The sequence below is a fragment of the Luteibacter sp. NPDC104163 genome (genome assembly GCF_055584245.1).
In genome coordinates, this window is record NZ_JBVJMK010000022.1 from 27,317 (window position 1) to 49,111 (window position 21,795).

16 protein-coding genes and 1 other RNA gene are annotated in these 21,795 nt (G+C 67.4%); 12 read left to right on the forward strand and 5 right to left on the reverse strand.

Going from position 1 to position 21,795, the window contains the following annotated elements; translation table 11 throughout:
- Window positions 1-88: 88 nt before the first annotated feature.
- Entirely contained in the window at window positions 89-343 is a 255-nt protein-coding gene (locus ACZ6YI_RS19665) for a CsbD family protein (RefSeq protein WP_465780116.1), read from the reverse strand.
- A gap of 151 nt (window positions 344-494) precedes the next feature.
- On the opposite strand from ACZ6YI_RS19665, the gene ACZ6YI_RS19670 reads away from it, so the two are divergent.
- The 5 genes from ACZ6YI_RS19670 (at window position 495) to ACZ6YI_RS19690 (ending at window position 7,143) form a co-directional block, all read left to right on the forward strand.
- Entirely contained in the window at window positions 495-3,092 is a 2,598-nt protein-coding gene (locus ACZ6YI_RS19670) for a glycoside hydrolase family 31 protein (RefSeq protein WP_465780117.1), read from the forward strand.
- A 161-nt stretch (window positions 3,093-3,253) separates the two neighbouring features.
- Window positions 3,254-4,216 (forward strand): glycine betaine ABC transporter substrate-binding protein, encoded by a 963-nt coding sequence (locus ACZ6YI_RS19675; RefSeq protein WP_465780118.1) that lies wholly within the window; start codon window positions 3,254-3,256, stop codon window positions 4,214-4,216.
- 146 nt (window positions 4,217-4,362) lie between these two features.
- Window positions 4,363-5,406 (forward strand): ABC transporter permease, encoded by a 1,044-nt coding sequence (locus tag ACZ6YI_RS19680; RefSeq protein WP_465780119.1) that lies wholly within the window; start codon window positions 4,363-4,365, stop codon window positions 5,404-5,406.
- Window positions 5,403-6,320, forward strand: coding sequence for an ABC transporter ATP-binding protein (locus tag ACZ6YI_RS19685; RefSeq protein ID WP_465780120.1), 918 nt, complete (start codon window positions 5,403-5,405; stop codon window positions 6,318-6,320). The genes ACZ6YI_RS19680 and ACZ6YI_RS19685 overlap by 4 nt, the downstream gene beginning before the upstream one ends.
- Window positions 6,321-6,429: 109 nt before the next feature.
- Window positions 6,430-7,143 (forward strand): ABC transporter permease, encoded by a 714-nt coding sequence (locus ACZ6YI_RS19690; protein WP_465780121.1) that lies wholly within the window; start codon window positions 6,430-6,432, stop codon window positions 7,141-7,143.
- A 261-nt stretch (window positions 7,144-7,404) separates the two neighbouring features.
- Here the strand turns inward: ACZ6YI_RS19690 and ACZ6YI_RS19695 are convergent, their stop codons facing one another.
- On the reverse strand, window positions 7,405-9,453 hold the full coding sequence (locus tag ACZ6YI_RS19695; RefSeq protein ID WP_465780122.1) for a M13 family metallopeptidase: 2,049 nt from the start codon (window positions 9,451-9,453) through the stop codon (window positions 7,405-7,407).
- Between the two features lie 331 nt (window positions 9,454-9,784).
- On the opposite strand from ACZ6YI_RS19695, the gene ACZ6YI_RS19700 reads away from it, so the two are divergent.
- The 3 genes from ACZ6YI_RS19700 to ACZ6YI_RS19710 all read left to right on the forward strand — a co-directional run bounded on the left by ACZ6YI_RS19700 (window position 9,785) and on the right by ACZ6YI_RS19710 (window position 14,235).
- A complete protein-coding gene (locus tag ACZ6YI_RS19700; protein ID WP_440326416.1) occupies window positions 9,785-10,561 on the forward strand; it encodes a TenA family transcriptional regulator in 777 nt (258 codons plus the stop codon).
- Between the two features lie 56 nt (window positions 10,562-10,617).
- Complete coding sequence (locus ACZ6YI_RS19705) at window positions 10,618-13,362, forward strand: putative bifunctional diguanylate cyclase/phosphodiesterase (protein WP_465780123.1); 2,745 nt, start codon at window positions 10,618-10,620, stop codon at window positions 13,360-13,362.
- 198 nt (window positions 13,363-13,560) lie between these two features.
- On the forward strand, window positions 13,561-14,235 hold the full coding sequence (locus tag ACZ6YI_RS19710; RefSeq protein ID WP_465780124.1) for an HAD family hydrolase: 675 nt from the start codon (window positions 13,561-13,563) through the stop codon (window positions 14,233-14,235).
- Between the two features lie 137 nt (window positions 14,236-14,372).
- On the opposite strand, the gene ACZ6YI_RS19715 is transcribed toward ACZ6YI_RS19710, so the two are convergent.
- Window positions 14,373-14,744: a YraN family protein gene (locus ACZ6YI_RS19715; RefSeq protein ID WP_465780125.1), complete on the reverse strand. Its 372-nt coding sequence runs from the start codon at window positions 14,742-14,744 to the stop codon at window positions 14,373-14,375.
- A gap of 33 nt (window positions 14,745-14,777) precedes the next feature.
- A complete protein-coding gene (locus ACZ6YI_RS19720; RefSeq protein WP_465780126.1) occupies window positions 14,778-16,589 on the reverse strand; it encodes a penicillin-binding protein activator in 1,812 nt (603 codons plus the stop codon).
- Window positions 16,590-16,877: 288 nt separating this feature from the next.
- On the opposite strand from ACZ6YI_RS19720, the gene ACZ6YI_RS19725 reads away from it, so the two are divergent.
- Window positions 16,878-18,197, forward strand: coding sequence for an ABC transporter permease (locus ACZ6YI_RS19725; RefSeq protein ID WP_465780127.1), 1,320 nt, complete (start codon window positions 16,878-16,880; stop codon window positions 18,195-18,197).
- Between the two features lie 2 nt (window positions 18,198-18,199).
- Complete coding sequence (locus ACZ6YI_RS19730; RefSeq protein ID WP_465780128.1) at window positions 18,200-19,423, forward strand: ABC transporter permease; 1,224 nt, start codon at window positions 18,200-18,202, stop codon at window positions 19,421-19,423.
- A gap of 104 nt (window positions 19,424-19,527) precedes the next feature.
- Here the strand turns inward: ACZ6YI_RS19730 and rsmI are convergent, their stop codons facing one another.
- Entirely contained in the window at window positions 19,528-20,355 is an 828-nt protein-coding gene (rsmI, locus tag ACZ6YI_RS19735) for a 16S rRNA (cytidine(1402)-2'-O)-methyltransferase (RefSeq protein ID WP_465780129.1), read from the reverse strand.
- A gap of 216 nt (window positions 20,356-20,571) precedes the next feature.
- On the opposite strand from rsmI, the gene rnpB reads away from it, so the two are divergent.
- An RNA gene (gene rnpB, locus ACZ6YI_RS19740) (RNase P RNA component class A) lies at window positions 20,572-20,937 on the forward strand.
- A 383-nt stretch (window positions 20,938-21,320) separates the two neighbouring features.
- Window positions 21,321-21,767 carry a division/cell wall cluster transcriptional repressor MraZ gene (mraZ, locus tag ACZ6YI_RS19745; protein WP_440325482.1) on the forward strand — a complete coding sequence of 149 codons (447 nt, stop codon included), beginning with the start codon at window positions 21,321-21,323 and terminating at the stop codon, window positions 21,765-21,767.
- Window positions 21,768-21,795: the final 28 nt, after the last annotated feature.

Here is a 21,795-nt window from a genome sequence, read left to right on the forward strand (position 1 = left end):
AATCACTTGGGGCCGCGCGTTTGCGCGGTTGTGTGTTTTCGAAACCCCCCCCCGCCCCCACCCCCGCTCCCACAGTTTTCAGGCCTACTTAGTCGCGGCGGGCCAGTAGCATGCCGACCAGGATGCCGACGCCGAAGCCGCTCAGGATCGCGCCCAGCGGGCGGTGGGCGACGACGTCGCGGACGGTCTCGACCGCATCGCCGGCCTTCTGCTGGACCCGGCCGGCCGCTTCACGAACGGCGCCCTGGCCCTCGAGTTCGTGGTCACCGGTGAGGGCGCCTGCGGCACGCTGGACCCGGCCGCCGATGGTGTTGGCTGCGCCGCGGACTTGATCTTCGTTCATGGTGGTACTCCCTCCGTCACGTTGTCAGAGTGCGACCTTGCCGTGCGGGAAGTGCAGGAATCGCCAATTCGGTGTCAAACCTTCACCGGCACACCATGCGGCGACGCGTCATAATCGACCACCTCTGGTTATGACGAGGTGCGCGAAGCCCATGGCAGCCACGAACGACCTCCCGCCCCAGGCCGGCGCCGCCGCCTGGCCCGAGGCCACCATCGAGCGCGGGACGGTGCGTTTCACCGTGCTTTCGCCGCGGCTTATCCGGCTGGAGTGGAGCGCCGAGGGCGTCTTCCGCGATATCCGTACCCAGGTCGTCGTCCACCGGGCGCTGGACGTGCCGCCGTTCCATATCGAGGAAGACGACACGACCCTGCAGGTCGATACCGGTCTGCTGCGCGTGCGCTACACCAAGGACTCGGGCCGGTTCACCGAGGACAACCTGTCGATCGTGGTGCGGGGCCCTGGCCAGGAACTGACGTGGCATCCGGGCGACGTGCAGAAGCACAACCTCGGTGGCACCTACCGCACGCTCGACCGCTATGACGGCGACACCTGGCAGGACGGGACCAAGCTCCCGCTGGAAGAGGGCCTGATCGCGCGCGACGGCTGGCACGTGGTCGATGACACCGGCAGCTTCGGCATCGACGATGAAGGCTGGGTCGCCGGGCAACCCGAGGGTGAGCGCCAGGACTGGTACTTCTTCGGCTACGGCCACGACTTCCGCGCGGCGATCGCCGATTTCGCGGCCATCGCGGGGCCGCAGCCGATCCCGCCGCGCTTCGTCTTCGGTTACTGGTGGTCGCGTTACTGGAATTACTCCGACGGGGAACTGCGCACGCTTGGCGCGCGGTTCGAGAAGGAGCGTATCCCGCTCGATGTGCTGGTGCTGGACATGGACTGGCATACGACGCCCCGCTTGTCGCTGCGGCCGGGGCATGAGCACAAGGACGTCTTCGGTGAACAATCCGGCTGGACGGGTTACACCTTCAACCGCAGCCTGTTCCCCGATCCCGCGGCCTTCATGCGCTGGGCGCATGGCGAGAACCTGCACATCACGCTGAACCTGCACCCGGCCTCGGGCGTCATGCCGCACGAGGAAAACTACGAGGCGATGGCGAAGGCGCTGTCGTGGGATACCTCGACGAAGGCACCCATACCGTTCGAGGGCACGTCGCAGCCGTACATGCGCGCCCTGTTCGATACGATCCTGGTGCCGCTTGAGAAGCAGGGCGTGGATTTCTGGTGGCTGGACTGGCAGCAGTGGAAGGATTCGAAGGCGTTCCCGGGCCTTTCGAATACGTGGTGGCTCAACCATGTGTTCTTCACCGAGATGCAGCGCGAGAGCGACCAGCGTGGCCTGATCTACCACCGCTGGGGCGGGCTCGGGAATCATCGTTACCCGATCGGCTTCTCGGGCGACAGCGTAATCAGCTGGAACTCGCTCGCGTTCCAGCCGCACTTCACAGCCATGGCTTCCAACGTGCTTTACGGCTACTGGAGCCATGACATCGGCGGCCACACCTTCGACAAGGCGATCCCGCGGCCGGAGCGTCACCTCGATCCGGAGCTGTACGCGCGCTGGATGCAGCTGGGTGTGTTCTCGCCCGTGCTGCGCACGCATTCCGCGAAGGAGGCGAGCCTGCACAAGGAGCCCTGGCACTTCGGGCCGCCGTATGGCGACGCGGTGTTCGCGGCGATCCGCCTGCGTTACCAGCTGGCGCCGTACATCTATGGCGCCGCGCGCGATGCATACGACACGGGCCTGTCGATCGTGCGGCCCATGTATTACCACTGGCCGGAGCACGAAGAGGCGTATACCAACCCGTCGCAGTACATGTTCGGCAACGACATCCTCGTGGCGCCGGTGACGACGCACGTGGGTGAAGACGGCACCGTGCCGTTCCCGGTGTGGCTGCCGCCGGGCATGTGGTACAGCCGGGATGGCGCGGAATCGTATGAAGGCGGCGGCATCCTCGCGCGTTCGTATAACCTGGAAGAGATCCCGATTTTCGTGCGCCCGGGCAGCGTGGTACCGCTTTATCCGGAGGGCATGCGTAACCTGTCGACGGTGCCGGATACGCTGATCCTGCAGGTCTTTCCCGGTGAGGAAGGCCATACCGCGCTGTATGACGATGACGGCGCGACGCAGGGTTACCAGCGCGGTGCCTTCGCACGGACCACCGTGCGCAGCCGACGCGGCGATCGTGCGCACCGTGTGCATATCGACGCGATGGACGGCGAGTACACCGGCCGGCCGACGACCCGGCGTTACGTGGTCGAGCTGCTTGATGCGGGCATCCCGGAGAGTGTCGAAGTGAATGGAGAGGCGCTGCCGTACAGCGACGAGCCGCGGCCGCGTACGTGGTTGTTCGATCCCGCGTGGCTGTGTATCCGCATCGACCTCGGGTCGCGACTGGTCAGCCGGCCACAGGACATCGTGGCCCGCTTTACCCCTGAACACTCGATGCCACGCGGCCTGCTGCATCGCATGCGCCGCGCGCGCGATGCCGTGCTGTACCTGAAACAGGTATGGGGCGATATCTCCGCGCTGCCCGACGACGTGGACCTGGCGGGGCAGGCTGCACGCGTGCTGTCGTACGCGATGGCCGGCGACGGCGAGGGCCGCGCCGAGCGCTTCAGCCGCGCCGTCGCGGAGTTCGAGGCACGCTTCAAGGGCCTGCCCGCCAGCGTCGACGCCACCCCGATCGACCCCGCGTTCAAACGCACCTTCACGGACCTGCTCCTGCGATGACGCGCACCGCCTGTGGGAGCGTGCTTGCACGCGATGGGTGCTCGCTAAGCCCGTCGCAACCGCAAGCACCCACCGCCCCTAGGAGCCCACCCTGTGGGCGACGCCTTTCGCCGTATGGCAACAGGCCCTGCAGGCCTCTCGCGAAAGCTGTCGCCCACAGGGTGGGCTCCTACGTTGTCCTGCTCTGCATGCTTTTGCTATCGCTAGGTGCCTCGGCCCAGGAGGCCGTGCGCGTCGGCTCCAAGGCTGACAACGAGGGGGCTTTCCTCGGCCAGGTGGTGTTGCAGGTGCTGAAGCGCGAGGGGATCCCGGTCGTGGACCGCACCCAGCTCGGGCCTACCTCGATCGTCCGGCGTGCGTTGCTCGGTGGCGATCTCGATGTGTATCCGGAGTACACGGGAAATGCCGCGTTCTTCTTCCACCGCGAAAGCGACCCGGCGTTTCGCGATGCCGCGAAGGCCTACGCGCTGGCCGCTTCGCTGGACAGGGTGAACCATGTGACGTGGCTGAAGCCGGCGCCGGCGGATAACCATTGGGCGATCGGTGTGCGAAGGGATGTGGCGGAGGCGGAAGAGTTGCGGTCGTTGGTGGATTTTGCGCGGTGGGTTAATGGCGGGGCTGCGGTAACGCCGATCGCGCGCAAGCGCGCTCCTTCAGGGGCCGGGGCATCCGGCCGTGAGGACGTGTTGCTGGCCGGCTCGGCGGAGTTCGTCGAGAGCGATGCGGCGTTGCCCGCGTTCCAGCAGGCCTATGGGTTCACGCTGCGCGGCGAGCAGTTGCTGGTGCTGGCGGGTGGCGATACGTCGGCGACGATCAAGGCGGCGGCCGAGGGGATTTCCGGGGTGAATGCCAGCATGGTCTACTCGACCGACGGGGCCATCGCGGTGACCGGCCTGGTCGTGCTGGAGGATCCGAAGCATGTGGAAATGGTGTACCAGCCCGCGCCCGTGGTGCGCGACGCCGTGCTGAAGCGCTACCCCGCGATGCGCGGCGCGCTGGAGGCGGCGTTCGCCCCGCTGACGGTGGAACGCCTGCGCGCGCTCAACGCTCGCACGCAGATCGATGGCGAAGACGCCTCTGTCGTCGCGGCAGATTACCTGCGCGGCATAGGCCCCGCCAAATGACTGTGGGAGCGCGCTTGCGCGCGATGGGTGCTCGCCCAACCGATGGGCGAGGCGACCGGCTATCGCGCGCAAGCGCGCTCCCACAAGAGCGGGGGAGGTTACCGGTCGTTGTGCTTTGTGCCGTGGGACTTGCTGCGGCGGTTGGCTTGGCGTTCCTGCACGTCGCGCCGAATCGCCTGCTGAGCGGGCACCCGGCGAATCCACACATCGCGTTGCTGGCGGCAGCCTGGCTGCTCGCGGGCGCGGCGGGCTTCTGGCGTGGTGGCGCCCTCGTTGCCGGGTTGCTGACGATCGGGCTGCCCTTCCTCGCTGCACACGACGCCACGCAACTCCTGCAACAGGCAATGCCAACGACGCGTATTCAACTCGGTGCGGGCTTCTGGGTGATGTGGCTGGCGGCAGCGCTGCTCCTGCTGGACCGCCTGCGCCACCTGCGTATCGCGTGGCGCACTGCGGCTTGGATATGCGTGGCAGCGGTGTTCGTTACCGGCGCGGCGGTCGGCGCGTTCCACGATATCGGCCTCGTCCGCGAATGGCGCGCACAGCGCGGCGCCTTCGCCGATGCGCTCGCGACGCACGTGACGTTATCGCTGGTGACGCTCGGTATCGCGCTTGCCGTAGGTGCTCCGCTTGGCTACATCGCCTGGCGCAAGCGCCGGACGGGTGGGGCGCTGCTCGGCGTCCTGGCATTCCTGCAGACGGTGCCGTCGCTCGCCTTGTTCGCCTTGCTGATTGGTCCGTTCGCCTGGCTGGCGCGCGAGTGGCCTGCGCTGGGCGCGCTCGGGTTCGGCGGAACCGGTGCAGCGCCCGCGGTGTTCGCCCTGGTGCTTTATGCCTTGCTGCCGGTCGTCCGCTACACGGCGGCTGGCCTCGACGCGGTGCCGGGCGATACCCGCGAAGCCGCACGCGGCCTGGGCATGACCCGCGGCCAGGTGCTGCTTCGAGTGCAGCTGCCCCTCGGCTGGCCGGTCCTTCTCGCCGGCTTGCGCATCGTCGCGGTGCAGACCATCGGCCTCGCGGCGGTCGCCGCGCTGATCGGCGCCGGTGGCCTCGGCCGCTTCGTCTTCCTCGGCATCGGCCAGGGCGCGACGGACATGGTGCTGTTGGGTACGCTGGCAATCATCGCGCTGGCCCTTGCCGCCGATCTTCTTTTCCAGGGCCTGCTGGCCATGAACGAGCGCCGCGCATGATCGAGTTCGACCACGTCCACAAGGCCTTCGGCGATCACGTGGTGATCGAAGACCTCTCGCTGCGCGTGGCAGATGGCGAGTTCTTCGTCCTCGTCGGGCCCTCGGGCTCTGGCAAGTCCACGTTGCTGCGCACGGTGAACCGGCTGACGCATATCGATCGCGGCCGCGTGCTGGTGGACGGCAAGGACGTCGCGACCCAGCCGATCGAAACGCTACGCCGCGGCATCGGCTACGCGATCCAGTCGGTGGGCTTGTTCCCGCACCGCACCGTGGCCGAGAACATCGCGACCGTCCCGCGCCTGCTGGGCTGGTCGAAGCGCGACATCGATGCGCGTGTCGCCGAGTTGATCGACCTGCTGAAGCTCGATGAGCCGGGCATGGCCGAACGCTACCCCGATACGCTTTCGGGCGGCCAGGCACAGCGCGTCGGCGTGGCGCGCGCGCTCGCGGCACGACCGGAGATCGTGCTGATGGATGAGCCGTTCGGTGCGCTGGATCCGCTGACGCGCGAATCGCTGCAGGCCAGCGTGAAGGCTATCCAGCGCGATACCGGTACGGCGATGTTGTTTGTCACGCATGACATGGATGAAGCCTTCCTGCTCGGCGACCGCGTGGGCCTGATGCTGGATGGCCGGCTCGCCCAGGTCGGCACGCCGCTCGAACTCATCCGTTCACCGGTGGATGACCGGGTCAACGAATTCGTTGGCGGCACGCGCGCCTACCTGCGCGAGCTGGCGGTGCGCAACGTGCGCGACAGCGTGCGTCGCGACGAACACGCGGAAGGCGAGCCGATCCCGGCACAAGCCACGCTACAGGAAGCGCTCGGCGCGATGCTCGCCCAACGCCGCGACCGCCTGCCCGTAGAAGGCGGCGGCGCCATCCTGCTGACCGACATCGTGGCAAGACCGCGATGAGCAGCCCCTGCTCTTGTGGGAGCGCGCTTGCGCGCGATGGGTGCTCGCCCGATACGCCATCGAGGCGTTGTATCGCGCGCAAGCGCGCTCCCACAACGGATGTGGCGACATGAGAGCGTGGCTACCGTTGGTTGTGCTGCTCGGGCTCATGCTCGCCCTTCCACATGCAGGCCCGCTGTTCCACGCGTGGCTGCCAGAGCTTTCGCACCCGGTGTACTGGCGAACTTCCTTCGCCGAACTGACGCTTGCGCATGCCGCACTCGTCGCGGCGGCCACGCTGATTGCCGTGGTCGTGGGCCTGCTGCTTGGCATCCTCGCCACGCGCCCGGCGGGCCGTTCGTTGTTGCCGACGGTGCGTGCGGTGGCCGTGATTGGGCAGACCTTTCCGCCGGTGGCGGTGCTGGCGATCGCCGTACCGCTGCTTGGCTTCGGCGCGGCCCCAACGCTGCTGGCGTTAACGCTTTATGGCGTGTTGCCGGTGCTCGGGCAGACGGTGGCCGGCATCGACCAGGTGCCTTCGAGCGCGCTGCACGCAGCAGACGGCATGGGTTATGGCCGCTGGCGCCGGTTATGGGAAGTCGAACTGCCACTCGCGGCGGGCCCGATCATGGCGGGCATCCGGCTATCGGCGATCGTGAGTGTCGGCACCGCGACGATTGGATCTGCGGTCGGCGCGGCGACGCTGGGTGCGCCGATCGTCGAAGGCCTCGTCGGTAACAACACAGCGTACGTGGTGCAGGGCGCGTTGCTCGTTGGCGCGCTGGCGCTGTCGGTGGATGGGTTGTTGGGCGTGGTCGAAAAGCGCATCCGCCGCCACGCCTGAAGGCTGTTGCTGTTGCCCTGGCTGTTGTGGGAGCGGGGGGGGGGGGCGGGGGGGGTTGGGGGGGCCCCCACCCCCCCCCCCCCCCCCCCCCCACCCACGGGTTTTTTGGCCCGGGGGGGGGGGGGGGGGGGCGCACGGGAGGGCGGGGGGGGGGGGGGGTGTGGGGGGGGGCGGCGCGGGGGGGGGGGGGCCGCCCCCCCCACCCCCCCCCCCCCCCCCCCCCGCTCCCACAGTCTTGGAGTCAGCCGAACCAGCCCTGCCTTACCAGATCTTCACCCGCTGCTTCGGGTCGAGGTAGAGCTTCTGGCCGGCCTTGGGCTGGAAGGCGTCGTACCACTGGTCGATGTTGCGGACGGTCTGGGCGCGGAAGTTGCCCGGGGCGTGGACGTCGCCCACGATCTGTTGGCGCAGGGCGGCGTCGCGGGTCTTCTCACGCCAGCTCTGGGCGAAGGCGAGGAAGAAGCGCTGGTCGCCGCTGAGGCCGTCGATGACCGGTGCGGGCTTGCCGCCGAGGCTGTTCTTGTACGCGGCGTAGGCGATGGTCAGGCCCGACACATCGGCGATGTTCTCGCCGAGGGTCTGCTGGCCGTTGACGTGCAGGCCGGGCAAGGCTTCATACGCGTTGAACTGCGCGACCAGCTTCTGGCCGGCTTCCTTGAAGTGCTTCTGGTCGGCATCGGTCCACCAGTTGGCCAGGCGGCCCTGGGCGTCGAACTCGGCGCCGAGGTTGTCGAAGCTGTGGCTGATCTCGTGGCCGATGACGGCGCCAATCGAACCGTAGTTCGACGCCGGGTCCGCCTTCGGATCGAAGAACGGCGCTTCGAGGATCGCGGCGGGGAAGTTCAGCGCGTTCTGCAGCGGCAGGTTCACCGCGTTGACGGTCTGCGGGGTCATCCACCACTCGTCACGATCCACCGGCTTGCCGAGCTTGGCCTTCTGGTGCGTGTATTCGGCAAGGCCGGCGCGCATGTGGTTGCCCACGGCATCGTCGGGCTTGATCTCCAGCTTCGAATAATCGCGCCAGGTATCCGGGTAGCCGACGCCGACCTTGATCGTGGCAATCTTGGCCTTGGCCTTCTCGCGCGTGGCCGGGGTCATCCACTCCAGCTGGCCGACGCGGTCGTCGAAGGCCTTCAGGATGTTCTTCACCATGTCCTGCACTTCCGCGCGCGACGAGGCGGGGAAGTACTGCTTGACGTAGATCTGGCCGACGGCATCGCCAAGGTCGGCGTTGACGCGGCCGACGCCACGCTTCCAGCGGTCGCGCTGCTTCGGCGTGCCGGTCAGCGTCTTGCTGTAAAAGTCGAAGGCGAGGTCGTCGAACTTCTTGCCGATGAGCCCGCTGGCGTTTTCGTTGATCGCGTGGAAGCGCAGCCAGGCCTTCCAGGTATCGATGGGTTCGCTGCCGACGAGGGCGGCGAGCTTCGTCACCGTGTTCGGCTGCCACACCACGAAGGTGGACTGGTCGGTGAGGCCGGCGGCGGTGAAGTACGCATCCCAGTCGATGCCCGGGGCCTTCGTGGCGAACGCGGTGCGCGGCCACGGGTTGTTGGCCTTGTGGACGTCTTCGCTGTCGACGATGGATTCGTGCGCCTCGGCGATCTTCGTCTCGAGGGCGACGATGGCCTTGGCTTCCGCTGCCGCGTCCTTGTCACCGGCGGCGGCCAGGACGGCCTGCACGTAGGTGGCGTACTTGGCGCGGGTCTCGGCCATGTCCTTGTCGGTCTTCAGGTAGTAATCGCGGTTGGGCATGCCCAGGCCGCCCTGGAGTAGGTAGGGCACGTTCTTCGAGGGATCCTCGAGGCCCTGGGCCACGAACAGGCCGAGCAGGTGCTCGGTGTCGAGGTTGGTGGCGTTGATCGGATCGACGTCGGCGCGGAGCTGGGCGCCCAGCGCGGTGGAGAGCGCCTTGCGGTCCTTGATCGCGGCGATCGCGTCGAGTTCCGGCTTGAGCGGGGTGAGGCCGGCCTTTTCGATGCCGGCTTCATCCATATAGGCCTTGTAGTAGTCGGCGATCAGGCGCTGGTTGCTGCCCGCGGCCGGGTTGCCGGCGCCGGCGGCCTTGATCAGGTCGGCGTTGCGCTTCTCGGCCAGCTGGAAGACCTGCAGGAACACGCCGGTACTGGAGCGGTCGGCGGGGATCTGGGCGGTCTTGATCCAGGCGCCGTTGGCGTAGCCGTTGAAGTCATCGCCGGGCTGCACGCTGTGGTCGATGCCCTTCAGGTCGATGCCGGAGGGTGCGCCGGCGGCAAGGGCACCGGTGCTGGCAAGGCCGCAGGCGATGGCCGCGGCGAGGATCGTGGATTTCATGGGCGTGCGGCCTCGTGGGTGAACAGGTGCCAACGATAAGCCCGGGCGAGGCCGCGCGTGTCCATGACCATTGGCCTACTAGCCCCGGGCCGCTCAGAGGGGGGCTGTGGGAGCGCGCTTGCGCGCGATGGGCATCTGGCAAGCACCCATCGCGTGCAAGCACGCTCCCACAGCGCGCTCCCACAAGGCCGCGGCTGCCAATCGACAAGTGTGAAGACCCCTTGTGCCCTAATGACGATTCGGCACCCGCAACGGGTGCCGGCGGGGCGGGCCGCGGGACGCCCGGGCCTGCCCTGAAACCTCAATGGCAGTGATCTTTAGGGAGATCGACATGAATGCACGTTTTGAACTGACCGGCCCGCAGATGGACATCACCAGCTATCCGCTCTGGGCGCAGGACATGGTTTCGTCCTGTGAGGATGCACGTCGGGCTATCGTCAGCCACGAGATGTGGTCGCAGATGATCGCGGCCCAGCTGGATCCGGAGGCCACCCGCAACTTCATGGTGGGGGTGTGGCCGGTGATCGAGCGCTTCCCGGGCTATATGGCCCACAGCCTGCTGAAGACCCGCTTCGGCCGCAGCCCGGGCGATGACCTGGCCCGGCGCTGGCTGGTGCGCAACATCCGCGTCGAGCAGAACCACGCGGAGTACTGGCTGAACTGGGCGGAATCCGCGGGCGTGTCGCGCGAGGAGGTGCTGAACGCCGAACCGCCGAAGGGCTCGCAGGCCCTGGCCGACTGGTGCGAGGAGGTCAGCCGGCACGATTCGCTGGCCGCCAGCATGGCCGCCACGAACTACGCGGTGGAAGGGGCGACCGGCGATTGGTCGCAAATTGTCTATGAAAGCAATGCCTACGCGGAGAGCTTGCCGATTTCGGGCCGCAAAGCCGGCCTGCGCTGGCTTCAGCTTCACGCCGCTTATGACGATACCCATCCGTGGGAAGCGCTCGAGATCGTCTGCACCCTGCTGGGGACCAACCCCCCGGTGGACCAGGTGGAGCACATCAAGGAGTGCGTGCGTCGCAGCTATGTCAGCATGGCTATCACGCTGGATCGCTGCATGGATGTGGTCGGCTCGTATCGCACGTTGAACGAGGTGGCCGCGTAACTCGCAAGTTGGGTCGTTAGCGCACTATCCTCCTTGGAAAGGGAATCTGTTAGACGATGCACCGTGTTGAATCCAACCATCTTCAACCGCTCACCAGGCGCCTCCGGCCCCTGGCGTACGCGCTTGTGGCGGGTGCGGTGCTCGTCCTTGCCCTGACCTGGGTGGCCATGCAGACCCAGGTGACTCTCGCCGGTTTCCTCAACGGCGAGAGTCTCTGGTCGAAAGCCCAGAAGCAGGCGGTGATCGACCTGGACGCCTACGCGGCGCAGGGACGCCGTGCCGACCTGGAGAGCTTCCGCAGCAATTATGCGGTCCTGACCTCCGACCGCTGGGCGCGCGATGCGATCGCCAGCGGCCACTACGAATACGATGAGGTCGAGGATGCCTTCGCCCGCGGCGGGGTCATCCCCGAGGCGATCCCGGGCATGGTCTTCATCTTCGCCCACTTCAGCGGGATGCCTTATGTGCGCGAGGCGGTGGCCGAATGGCGCTCCGTCGACAGCAGCCTGGTCGAGCTGGAAGACACCGCCGACCGCCTGGAGCACGCGTACGAGACCGGCACCATGGATGCGCCGGCCGTGGAGCGCGAGCGTGCGCGCATCGAGGAGCTCAACCGTTTCATCGAACCACGCGCCAAGGCCTTCTCGCTGGATATTGCGAACGGCGCCTCCTGGCTGGGGCGCGTGCTGTTTTTCACGGTCACCGCCGTGGCCTTGCTGGCCGCGTTGCTCTGGGTGCGTTTCGCGCGGCGCGTGCTCGCGGGCATCCGCGGCACCGAGGAGCGCTACAGCCTGCTGTTCGACAGCGCGGCGGATGCGATTTTCATGGTGGACGAGGCCACCGGGGCCATCCTCGATGCGAACCATCGCGCGGCCGCGTGGGTGGGTTGCCAGCGCGGCGAGTTGATCGGCCTGCCGCTGGCGACGTTGTTCCTTGAAGGTTCCGCCCATTCCGGCGTGGGCCTGCTGCGTTCCGCGAATGGCGGCACCCGCCCGGTGGAAACGCAGAGCAGCCTGGTCGTCTGGGGCCAGCAGCAGGTGTGCCAGGCGATCGTCCGCGATATCTCCGACCGCGTCGCGATGGAACAGGAACGCAAGATCGCCGCAGAAGCGCTGGCGAGCATCGCCGAGGGCGTGATCATCGCCGACGCCGATCGCCGCGTGACCACCACGAACGCGGCGCACCAGAAGCTCACCGGCATGCCGTTGAACATGCTGCGCAACAAGCGGCTCGATGCGACGCGCACCTTGCCGGATGGCCGGCCGCTGCCGCAATCGCTGTGGGACGAGATCGCGGCGGGTGACAACTGGCTGGGCGAGGTGGAGAGCCGCCGCGCGGATGGCACGGTGTACCCGGAGCTGATGAGCATCAGCAGCATCCGCGACGCCGAGGGCCGGCCGCAGCATTACGTGGCGGTGGTGTCCGACATCACCACGCGCAAGGCCGACCGCCAGCGCCTGCAGCACATGGCCACGCACGATCCGCTCACGGGCCTGGTCACCCGCTCGGAATTCGAACGGCGCTGCGCCGAGGCGATCACGCGCGCCGCGCACGCGCGTGGTGCCACCGCCGTGCTGTTCGTCGACCTCGATGCATTCAAGGTCGTGAACGACAGCTACAGCCACGCCACGGGCGATGCATTGCTGATCCGCGTGGCCGAGCGGATCCGCTCGCTGCTTTCCCCGCATGACGTGGCCGGCCGCATCGGTGGCGATGAGTTCACCGTGCTGTTGACCGACCTGCGTTCGCGCGAAGAAGCGCTGGTGCTGGCCGAAGCACTGTTGGCCGCCTTGTCGCGGCCGTTCGACCTGGGCGATTACGAGCTGTTCGTTTCCGCGAGCATCGGCATCGCCGGCTATCCGCTCGACGGCAACGATGCGGTGACGCTGATCGCCAATGCGGATGCGGCGATGTACGTGGCCAAGATGGAGGAGCGCAACGCACTGCGCTTCTACACGCCGAAGATGCACGCCGATGCGCGCCGCCGCCTGAAGCTTGCGGCCGAGCTGCGCCAGGCCCTGCAGCGCAATGAGTTCCACCTGGTGTACCAGCCCAGCGTGGAAATGAAGACGGGTCGCATCGTCGCCGTCGAAGCCCTGATCCGTTGGCAGCATCCCGAGCGCGGGTTGATTCCGCCGGATGAGTTCATCCCGATCGCCGAGAGCCTCGGGCTGATCCGCCAGATCGACCAGTGGGTGTTGCAGCGCGCGCTGGAGCAGCTGCGCCTGTGGGATGACGCGCGCCTGCCTCCGCTGCGCATGGCGGTGAATGTCTCGGCCGGTTCCTTCAGCCATCCGGATTTCCTTGCGGGCGTGGGCCAGGCCCTGCTGGCGAGCGGCATCCCGCCCAAGCGCCTGCTGGTGGAGCTCACCGAGAGCGCGATCCTGCGCATGGGCGAGGATACCGAGCGCGCCATGCTGGCCCTGCACAACCTGGGCGTGGCCGTGGCGATCGATGATTTCGGCACCGGCTATTCCTCGCTGGCTTACCTGAAGCTGCCGGCGGTGGCGTACCTGAAGATCGACCGCAGCTTCGTCACCGGTCTGCCTGCGAGCGGCAACGATGTCGCGATCACCGAGGCGATGGTCGCGATCGCGCGCAGCCTGGGCCTGCATACGATCGCGGAAGGCATCGAGACGGAGTCGCAACACGATTTCCTGCTCCGCGCCGGCTGCCAGGAAGGCCAGGGCTACCTCTACTCCCGCCCCGTCAGCCCCGACGACATCGCACGCCTGCTGGCGCCCAGGCCCGGCGCAACCAGCGGCAAGCACCTGAGCCTGGTGCCCCCGCGCAGGGCCTGACGCGGCCCTGTGGGCCAGTGGACCAGTGCCAGTGCGCCTGTGGGAGCGCGCTTGCGCGCGATGGGTTCGCGGCCAGGGGTGGGTTTGCCGCGAGCACCCATCGCGCGCAAGCGCGCTCCTACAAGACGATGCCTTGCCCTGTGAATCACAGTGGCTGTCCCCATATATCCGCCCAGCGTCCCAGCGTAAGGATTCCCCGTGTCCACCCGCGATCCCATCGTCTTTCTCTTCGATGTCGACAACACCCTGATCGATAACGACCGTTTCAGCGCCGATCTCGCCGCGCAGCTGGAATCCCGCTTCGGCACCGAAGGCCGCGAGCGCTACAACGCGATCGACAAGGAGATCCGCGGGCAAGTCGGTTACGCAGACTATCTGGGTGTGCTGCAACGCCTGCGCGGCAAGCAGAGCAGCCCGGATTTCATGCAGATGAGCTTCTTCCTGCTCGATTACCCGTTCGATGAGCGCCGCTTCCCCGGTGTCATCGAGGCGATCGACCACCTGCGCACGCTCGGCCGGCCGGTGATCATGTCCGACGGCGATACCGTGTTCCAGCCGCGCAAGATCCGCCGCGCGGGGCTATGGGATGCGTTTCGTGGCGACGTGCTGATCTACGTGCACAAGGAAGAAATGCTCGATGACATGCAGAAGGCTTACCCGGCCGACCACTACGTGATGGTGGACGACAAGCCGCGCATCCTCGTCGCGATGAAGAAGCTGATGGGCGACCGCGTCACCACCGTGTGGGTGAAGCAGGGGCATTACGCCGCCGCGGCGGGCAAGGAGCTGGAAGAGACGCCGCCGGATATCACGATTGATGGCGTGGGTGAGCTGGCGTCGATGGGGCGCGAGGCGTTTAGCGTTACGGCGTAACCATCGCGCGCAAGCGCGCTCCCACAACAGCCCGGCTAGCCCGGCTAGTTCTGGGACCTATCGCGCGCAAGCGCGCTCCCACAAGGGTGTCGGAACCCCGCTGTTGTGGGAGCGCGCTTGCGCGCGATGGCGTTGCCTCAGGCATCAAACGCCCCAGGCACCCACTCCACATCATCCCCTTCAAACGCCACGACATCGAACCGGCAGGGCCGTGCCGCATCCCACGGATGCGCGGCCATCCAGATATGCGCGGCGCTGATGATCCGCTTGCGCTTCCGTGCGGTGATCGAACCCAGCGCGCCGCCAAACGCCGCGCTGCGCCGGTAACGCACTTCCACGAAGACGAGCACCTCGCGGTGGCGCATGACGAGGTCGATCTCGCCGTGCCGGCAGAGGAAGTTGGCCTGCACGAAGCGCAGGCCGCGGTCTTCCAGATAGCAGCGCGCCGCGTCCTCGAAGTGGTCTCCGGTGGCGCGGCGCGGGGTGGTGCGGGGGCTTTCGCTTTTCACGCGGACTCCATTCCGCGCCGGGGTGGTCAGGGATTAGCCGCCGCCATTCTCGACGGTCGGCGCGGTGGCCGGCGCTTCGAGTTCAAGGCTACCGGCGACCGGGTGGGCGACGCCGTCAGCGAAACGCGCCCAGATGAGTACGCGTCGGACCCGTCCGAACTCATCCGCGACGAGCTGGCCGGTCGCGCCGGGCAGGTAGGCACCGGCGTGGCCGCGCATCCAGTCGATGTACGGCACGAGGCCCCACGCATCCATGCCGAAGGCGAACAGGCGCGCCGCAACACCCTTGGTCGAGGGCAGGGCGGTCGCGAGGTCGGCGCGGCGCGGCAGGCCGGGCTGCGCATCGAACAGCCACGGTGCATCGCAGAATTCCACGCCTTCGAGGTCGCGATCCGAGGTCGGATCGTCGCCGCCGGAATACACGTGCGAGGTGGCGAACACCGGCAGGTTGTCCTTGGCCAGGCGCAGCTGCGGCAGCAACAGGCGGGCCTGCTGCGGCTTCATGCTGATGAAGACGCCGCTGGTGGTTGCTTCTTCCTCGGTCGGCACCGGCAGGCCGGAGAGCTGCGAGGAGAAGTCGATGCTGTTGGCGTCGAGCGTGACCTGGCTGGCGAGCGTGCCGCCGCGGGCCTGCCACTCCGCCTTGAAGGCGTTGCCGGCGCGGCGCGCGAAATCATCGGTGGAGACGATGACCGTGGCGGTCTTCATGCCCTTGTCGGCCATGTGGTCGGCGACCTGCGCACCTTCCGTTTCCGGCAGCAGGCCGAATTCGTTGGCGCCCGCCGGCGGCAGGTTCTTGCTGTCGCTGGGGTAGTTCAGCGTGAGCATCGGCGCGGGCAGTGCGCCCTTGGCGAAGATGGCCGAGACGCCTTCGCGGTTCAGCGGGCCGACGACGAAGCGCGCGCCCTCGGCGACCGCCTTGTCGTACGCGGCCACCGCGTGCGCGGCGTCGTTGCCGGCGTCGTACACGACGACCTCCGGGCGCGGCGCGTTCGCGTGCGCGGAATCCACGTAATGGGTGAAGAAGCCATCGCGGATCGCCGCGCCGGCGCCGGCGAGCGGGCCGCTCAGCGGCAGGATCAGGGCGACCTTGTCCGGGACCTTGTAGCCCTCGCGCACGCCCTGGTTGCCGGTGACGGTGCCGACCGCCTGGTCGAGCACCGCCGGCGCGCGGCTGACGTTGCCGAGCTGGGCCTGGGCCTCGGTGACCCATGCACGCATGGGGTCGTTCGCGCCCATGCCGGTGCCGCGCGCGGTGAGTTCCGCGTTGCCCATGCCGGTGAGCAGGGTCAGGATCTCGCGGCGGTTCTGTTCGCGATCGATGCCGCGCAGCTGGCCATCGAGCTCGACGCGGGTCTGGGCGGCGCTCCACGGATCTCCCGAGGCCGCCTGCGCACGCGCGCGCAGTTCGGCGAGCCGCTGCTCGACCTGCGGCGACACGCGTGCCGGCGGCTTGCCGGTCAGGGACAGCGCGGTCTTCGGATCATTGTTCTTCAGCGCGATCTCGGCGCGCAGCGCATCGAAGCGCAGCGCATCCTCGCCTTCGAGGTGCGAGCGGCGGATGTCGGCGATCACGGGCGCGGCACGGTCGAGCGCGCCCTCCTGGCGGTAGGCCTCGCCGGCCAGCAGCTTGTAGTAGTCGCGATGGTCGGGATCCTGCTGGGCCAGCGCGAGATACGCCTGCGCCGCCTGGTCGAACTGGCCGCGCGTATACATTGCCTGTGCGGCCTGGGTCGCCTCGCCCGAGGGGCTGTGGGCTTCGGGCCGCGAAGCGCCCGGGGTCACGCAGCCGGCGAGGGCGGCGCTGATGAGGACACTCAGGGTCAGGGCGCGGATCGATCGCATCGCAAGTTCCTTAGGGCGCGAGGGCGCCGCAGGGCGCCGAAACGAGGGGATCATAGCCGATCGATCCGCGAGGCCGATGTGACCAGCCGGCCGGAACCGCGCATGGCGCAGGGCGCGGTGCCTTGTCCGGCCATGCGTGGGCGGCGGACACGGACAGTGTCCGCGGACACCGGCTGGCACGGCGGCCCTCGGGCCTAAGTGACTGATCGCACGCGCTGTATGGTTGGGCCCGGGGCTTGGCCCGCGTCTTGCTCAACCCCTGCCATGACGAAAGGGGGCGGATAGGGAATGTTTGGCTACTACTTCGAACTGGCGGTGCGCAGCCTGCGCCGCAACCCGGTGCTTACGGGCCTCATGGTGCTGGCCATCGCCGTCGGCATCGGCACCAGCATGACGACGCTCACCGTGATGCACCTGCTCTCGGGCGACCCGATCCCCGGGCGCAGCGCGCAGCTGTTCTATCCGCAGGTGAGCCCGGATACCGTGCGCGTGAACTCGCTGCACCCCGCGGAGCTCATGGATTACCGCTCGGCCATGGACCTGTGGAGCGCGAAGCGCGCCGATCGCCAGGCGATCATGGTGGATAGCCAGCTGAAGGTGCGTGCGCCGGGAACCAACCTGCCCGCGCTCATGCAGTACATGCTCTCGACCACCACCGATTTCTTCAGCATGTTCGATGTGCCGTTCGAATACGGCAGCGCGTGGAGCGCTGATGACGACGAGAAGCACGCGCGCGTCGCGGTGATCTCCTCCGACTTCAACCACAAGCTGTTCCACGGCGAAAACAGCGTGGGCCGCACCCTCCGGCTGGCCAATACCGATGTGCGCATCGTCGGCGTGCTCAAGCCCTGGCGGCCATCGCCCCTGTTTTACGAGGTGCACGGTGGGCGCATGGCGGGTGGCGATACGGCGGATTTCTACCGCTCGCCGCAGAACATCTTCACCCCGTTCCAGACGGGGCTGGAGATCAACGACGGCAACTTCCAGCAATTCACCTGCTGGCGCGTGCCCGAGACGCCCGGCCACCTGAAGAACGCGGCCTGCCAGTGGGTGTGGCTGTGGGTGCAGTTGAACGACTCCTCGAAGGTGGCTGATTACCGCCGCTTCGTCGCGGGCTATGCGGAGCAGCAGAAAGCCAGCGGGCGCTATACGCAGACGCTCACGGCCGTGCCTTCGCTGATGGAGTGGATGACCACCAACCGCGTGGTGCCTGGTGATGTGCGCCTGCAGACCTGGCTGGCGTTCGCGTTCCTGGTGATCTGCCTGTGCAATTCCATCGGCCTGATGCTGGCGAAGTTCCTGCGCCGCAGCGGTGATTTCAGCGTGCGTCGCGCGCTGGGTGCCACGCGTGGCGCGGTGATCGCGCAGTGCCTGGTCGAGGCCGGCGTCATCGGGCTGGCCGGTGGGCTGGCTGGGTGGCTGCTGACGCTGGCCGGGCTATGGCTGGTGCGACGGCAGGATGTGGCCTATGCCGACCTGGTCCACCTTGATCCCTCGATGTTCGCGGTGACCTTCGTGCTGGCCGTGGTGGTCAGCCTGCTGGCGGGCGCGTTGCCCGCGGTCAGGGCGGGCGGCGTTGCCCCCGCGCTGCAACTGAAGACGCTGTGAGGATGCCCGGCACGTCACTCCATCCCATCCTCGCCTCGCTCCGGCACCACCGCCTGGCCACGCTGCTGATCGTGTTGCAGATTGCGCTGGCCTGCGCGGTGATGTGCAACGCGTGCTCGCTCATCGCCGCGCGCTGGCATGCCATGCAGCTGGTCAGCGGCGTGGATGAAAGCTCGCTGGGAGCGCTTTACCTCACCGGTTACGAGCCACAGCAAGCGAATGACCTCAATGCACGCATGCTGGAGGGCCTGCGCAGGATCCCTGGCGTGACCTCGGTGAACGTCGTGAACACCGTACCGTTTGGCCCGCAGGCCGGCACGGTGGGCGTCACGCTGGATCCCGCGGGTAAGCATTTTGGCGGCGTCGTCGACTTCTACTTGGGCACCCCGGGGACGCTGGAAGCGATGGGCGTGAAGGTGGTCGAGGGGCGCGCACCGACGGCGGAGGAATACCGGGTCGTCGAAGATTTCGTGCCGCACGAGGCGGGCGTGCTGGTGACGCGGTCGCTGGCCAATCACCTGTGGCCGGGTGATAGTCCGTTGGGCAAGGAGTTCTGGATCGACCACTTTCATTACCGGGTGATCGGGGTGTTGCAGCGGCTGGCCATCGCGGTGCCTGGCTCGCGCGGCGCGGAGTCTTCGGACTGGTCGGTGTATGCGCCTGCGCTCGCCGGGCCCCGGTTCGCCGGTACGTACATGCTGCGCGCGGCGCCGGCCGATCTTCCCGGCGTGATGCACAAGGCGCGCGAGGCGGTGGCGTCGCTGGCGCCCGACGCCGTGCTGACCCGCGAAACGAGCCTGTCCATACCGGAACTGCGTACCCTGCGTTTCGCCAACGACAAGGCCATGATGGGGATCCTGTTCGGCATCATCATCGCGCTGCTGCTGGTGACGGCGCTGGGTATCGTCGGCCTGGCCAGCTTCTGGGTGGCGCGCAGGCGCAAGCAGATCGGCATCCGCCGGGCCATCGGCGCGACCCGGCGCGACATCCTGCATTACTTCCAGCTCGAGAACTTCCTGATCGTGAGCATGGGCATCGTCGCGGGAGGCGTGCTGGCCTACGGGATCAGCATCGGCCTGATGATGTACAGCGAAGTGCCGCTGCTCCCGCCGTCGTATTTCGCCGCCGGCGCGGTCGTGCTGTGGTCCCTGGGCCAGCTGGCGGTGCTGGGCCCCGCGCTACGCGCCGCGGCGGTACCGCCCGTAGCCGCCACCTGCGCAGGCTAGGCGCCCTCCCTCAACCCCTGTGGGAGCGCGCTCGCGCGCGATAACCACCCGCACGTTACCCTCATCCCCTGTGGGAGCGCGCTTGCGCGCGATAACACCCCGCCTCAGTTCCCATAAAGCGATTTCCTGGCCGCCCCCGTAATCGCCGCCGCCAGCTTCGCCGCCTTGGCCGGCGGCAGTTCTTCCTTGAGGATGCCGAACACGCGCAGCCCCTCGGCGAGCTTCTCATCCTCGCCCGCCTCGCGCCCCGCCACCATCACGACGAACTCGCCCTTCTGCTGGTTCGCGTCCGCCGCGACCGTGCCGACCAGTTCGCCCAGCGGCGCGCCGAGCACGGTTTCGAACAGCTTGGTCAGCTCACGGGCCACGACGGCCTCGCGATCGGCGCCGAATACATCGCGCATGTCCTCCAGGCACTCGAGGATGCGGTGCGATGACTCATAGAAGATGAGCGTGCGGGCTTCACCGGCCAGCTCGGACAGGCGTCCCTTGCGTGCGCCGGCCTTGGCGGGAAGGAAGCCTTCGAAGATGAAGCGGTCGCTCGGCAGGCCGGCGACGGAGAGCGCGGCGACGAGCGCGCTGGCGCCCGGCACCGGACTCACCTTCAGCCCGGCCTGCCGCGCGGCACGCACCAGGCGAAAGCCGGGGTCGCTGATCAGCGGCGTGCCGGCATCGGAGACCAGGGCGACGTCGTCGCCGTTGCGCATGCGCTCTACCAATCCATCCACCGCCGTGCGCTCGTTGTGGTCATGCAGGGCGACCAGCGGCTTGTCGATGCCCAGGTGCTGCAGGAGCGGCCGGGTATGTCGGGTGTCCTCGGCGGCGATGACGGCTACCTGGCCCAGCGTCGCCACCGCCCGCGCACTGATGTCATCACGGTTGCCGATGGGCGTGGCGACGACGTGCAGGGTTCCGGGGCGGGGAGTGGGCATGGGTGGGGCCAGTCGAGTGAGCGAACACGAATTGTAGCGAACCCGTAGGAGCCCACCCTGTGGGCGACGCCGTTCGCGACCCGACACAGAGCCGGCGGCGGTATCGCGAAAGATGTCGCCCACAGGGTGGGCTCCTACGGCGGAATGGGTCTTGCCGCGAGCACCCATCGCGCGCAAGCGCGCTCCCACAGGGGTTAGTGCCGTATAATCGGCGGTGGAGTCGGCCGGGCAGTCGCGTCGCGCCTTGTGCGCGTCGAGGAAAGTCCGGGCTCCATAGGGCAGGGTGCCAGGTAACGCCTGGGCAGCGTGAGCTGACGGCCAGTGCAACAGAGAGCAGACCGCCGATGGCCCCGCAAGGGGATCAGGTAAGGGTGAAAGGGTGCGGTAAGAGCGCACCGCGTACGGGGCTAACGTCGTACGGCACGGTAAACCCCACCCGGAGCAAGACCAAATAAGGGGATCATGATGCGGCCCGTATCGTCCCCGGGTAGGTTGCTAGAGCCTGGCGGCGACGCCAGGTCGAGAAGAATGACTGCTACGCCGCAAGGCGCACAGAACCCGGCTTACAGGCCGACTCCAATCTTCTTCTGAGGCCTCGCCTCAATCCTGTGGGAGCGTGCTTGCACGCGATGGGCCTTGCCGCGAGCACCCCATCGCGCGCAAGCGCGCTCCCACAGTTTTTTTGTGGGGGCGATCGGGCATGCGATCGTCGTCGCGGTGTGAATGCGAATTCAGTCACGGACCTGATTTCGCCCTCAGGCGAGCCCTGAGAACGTGTACGCGAAATCAAAAAATCCCCGCGATTCAACCACCTTCCGTTGATTGCTCAGAAATGGCTGGAATTAGTGATGAACAGGAGCTTTCTCCTTGATTCACAAGTAAAAATTCCTTGACAGTCTCAGGACCCGAGACTATCGTGGGCCCCAGTGTGAAATCGTGGGATTTGGTGGGGCGGGCAACCAGACATGTTCCAAGGCGAAACAGCCATCACGGTCGACGACAAAGGTCGTCTGACGATTCCGACCTCGTATCGGGATCAAGTGGCGGCCGCCTGCGGTAATCGCCTGGTTATCACCTACAACCCCTTCGAAACCGGCTGCCTGTGGATCTTTCCTTACGAGGAATGGGAACGGGTACGCGACGACGTCAACAAGCTCCCATCCGTAAAAGCCGTACACCGCAACCTGCAGATGAAGCTCGTCGGCGCCGCCGCCATCGTGGAACCCGATGGCGCGGCACGCATCCTCCTGCCATCCAGCCAACGGGCGGCAGCAGGGATCGAGAAAAAGGCCGTGCTCCTCGGCATGGGCAGCAAGTTCGAGCTTTGGAGCGAACAGGCCCACCTCGCCAAGATCCGCCAGACGATCAGCGAGGACGAGATCAGCGACGACATGGCGGAGCTGCGGCTGTAACGAAAACTCTAAGAACAGGTAGTCAGTG

Bases quoted from the DNA above. Each gene is read 5' to 3' on its own strand.
- ACZ6YI_RS19670 (WP_465780117.1), top strand. From the start codon at position 495: ATGGCAGCCACGAACGACCTCCCGCCCCAGGCCGGCGCCGCCGCCTGG.
- ACZ6YI_RS19685 (WP_465780120.1), top strand. From the start codon at position 5,403: ATGATCGAGTTCGACCACGTCCACAAGGCCTTCGGCGATCACGTGGTG.
- ACZ6YI_RS19730 (WP_465780128.1), top strand. From the start codon at position 18,200: ATGCCCGGCACGTCACTCCATCCCATCCTCGCCTCGCTCCGGCACCAC.
- ACZ6YI_RS19695 (WP_465780122.1), bottom strand. From the start codon at position 9,453: ATGAAATCCACGATCCTCGCCGCGGCCATCGCCTGCGGCCTTGCCAGC.
- ACZ6YI_RS19720 (WP_465780126.1), bottom strand. From the start codon at position 16,589: ATGCGATCGATCCGCGCCCTGACCCTGAGTGTCCTCATCAGCGCCGCC.
- mraZ (WP_440325482.1), top strand. From the start codon at position 21,321: ATGTTCCAAGGCGAAACAGCCATCACGGTCGACGACAAAGGTCGTCTG.
- ACZ6YI_RS19665 (WP_465780116.1), bottom strand. From the start codon at position 343: ATGAACGAAGATCAAGTCCGCGGCGCAGCCAACACCATCGGCGGCCGG.
- ACZ6YI_RS19690 (WP_465780121.1), top strand. From the start codon at position 6,430: ATGAGAGCGTGGCTACCGTTGGTTGTGCTGCTCGGGCTCATGCTCGCC.
- ACZ6YI_RS19700 (WP_440326416.1), top strand. From the start codon at position 9,785: ATGAATGCACGTTTTGAACTGACCGGCCCGCAGATGGACATCACCAGC.
- ACZ6YI_RS19725 (WP_465780127.1), top strand. From the start codon at position 16,878: ATGTTTGGCTACTACTTCGAACTGGCGGTGCGCAGCCTGCGCCGCAAC.
- ACZ6YI_RS19705 (WP_465780123.1), top strand. From the start codon at position 10,618: ATGCACCGTGTTGAATCCAACCATCTTCAACCGCTCACCAGGCGCCTC.
- rsmI (WP_465780129.1), bottom strand. From the start codon at position 20,355: ATGCCCACTCCCCGCCCCGGAACCCTGCACGTCGTCGCCACGCCCATC.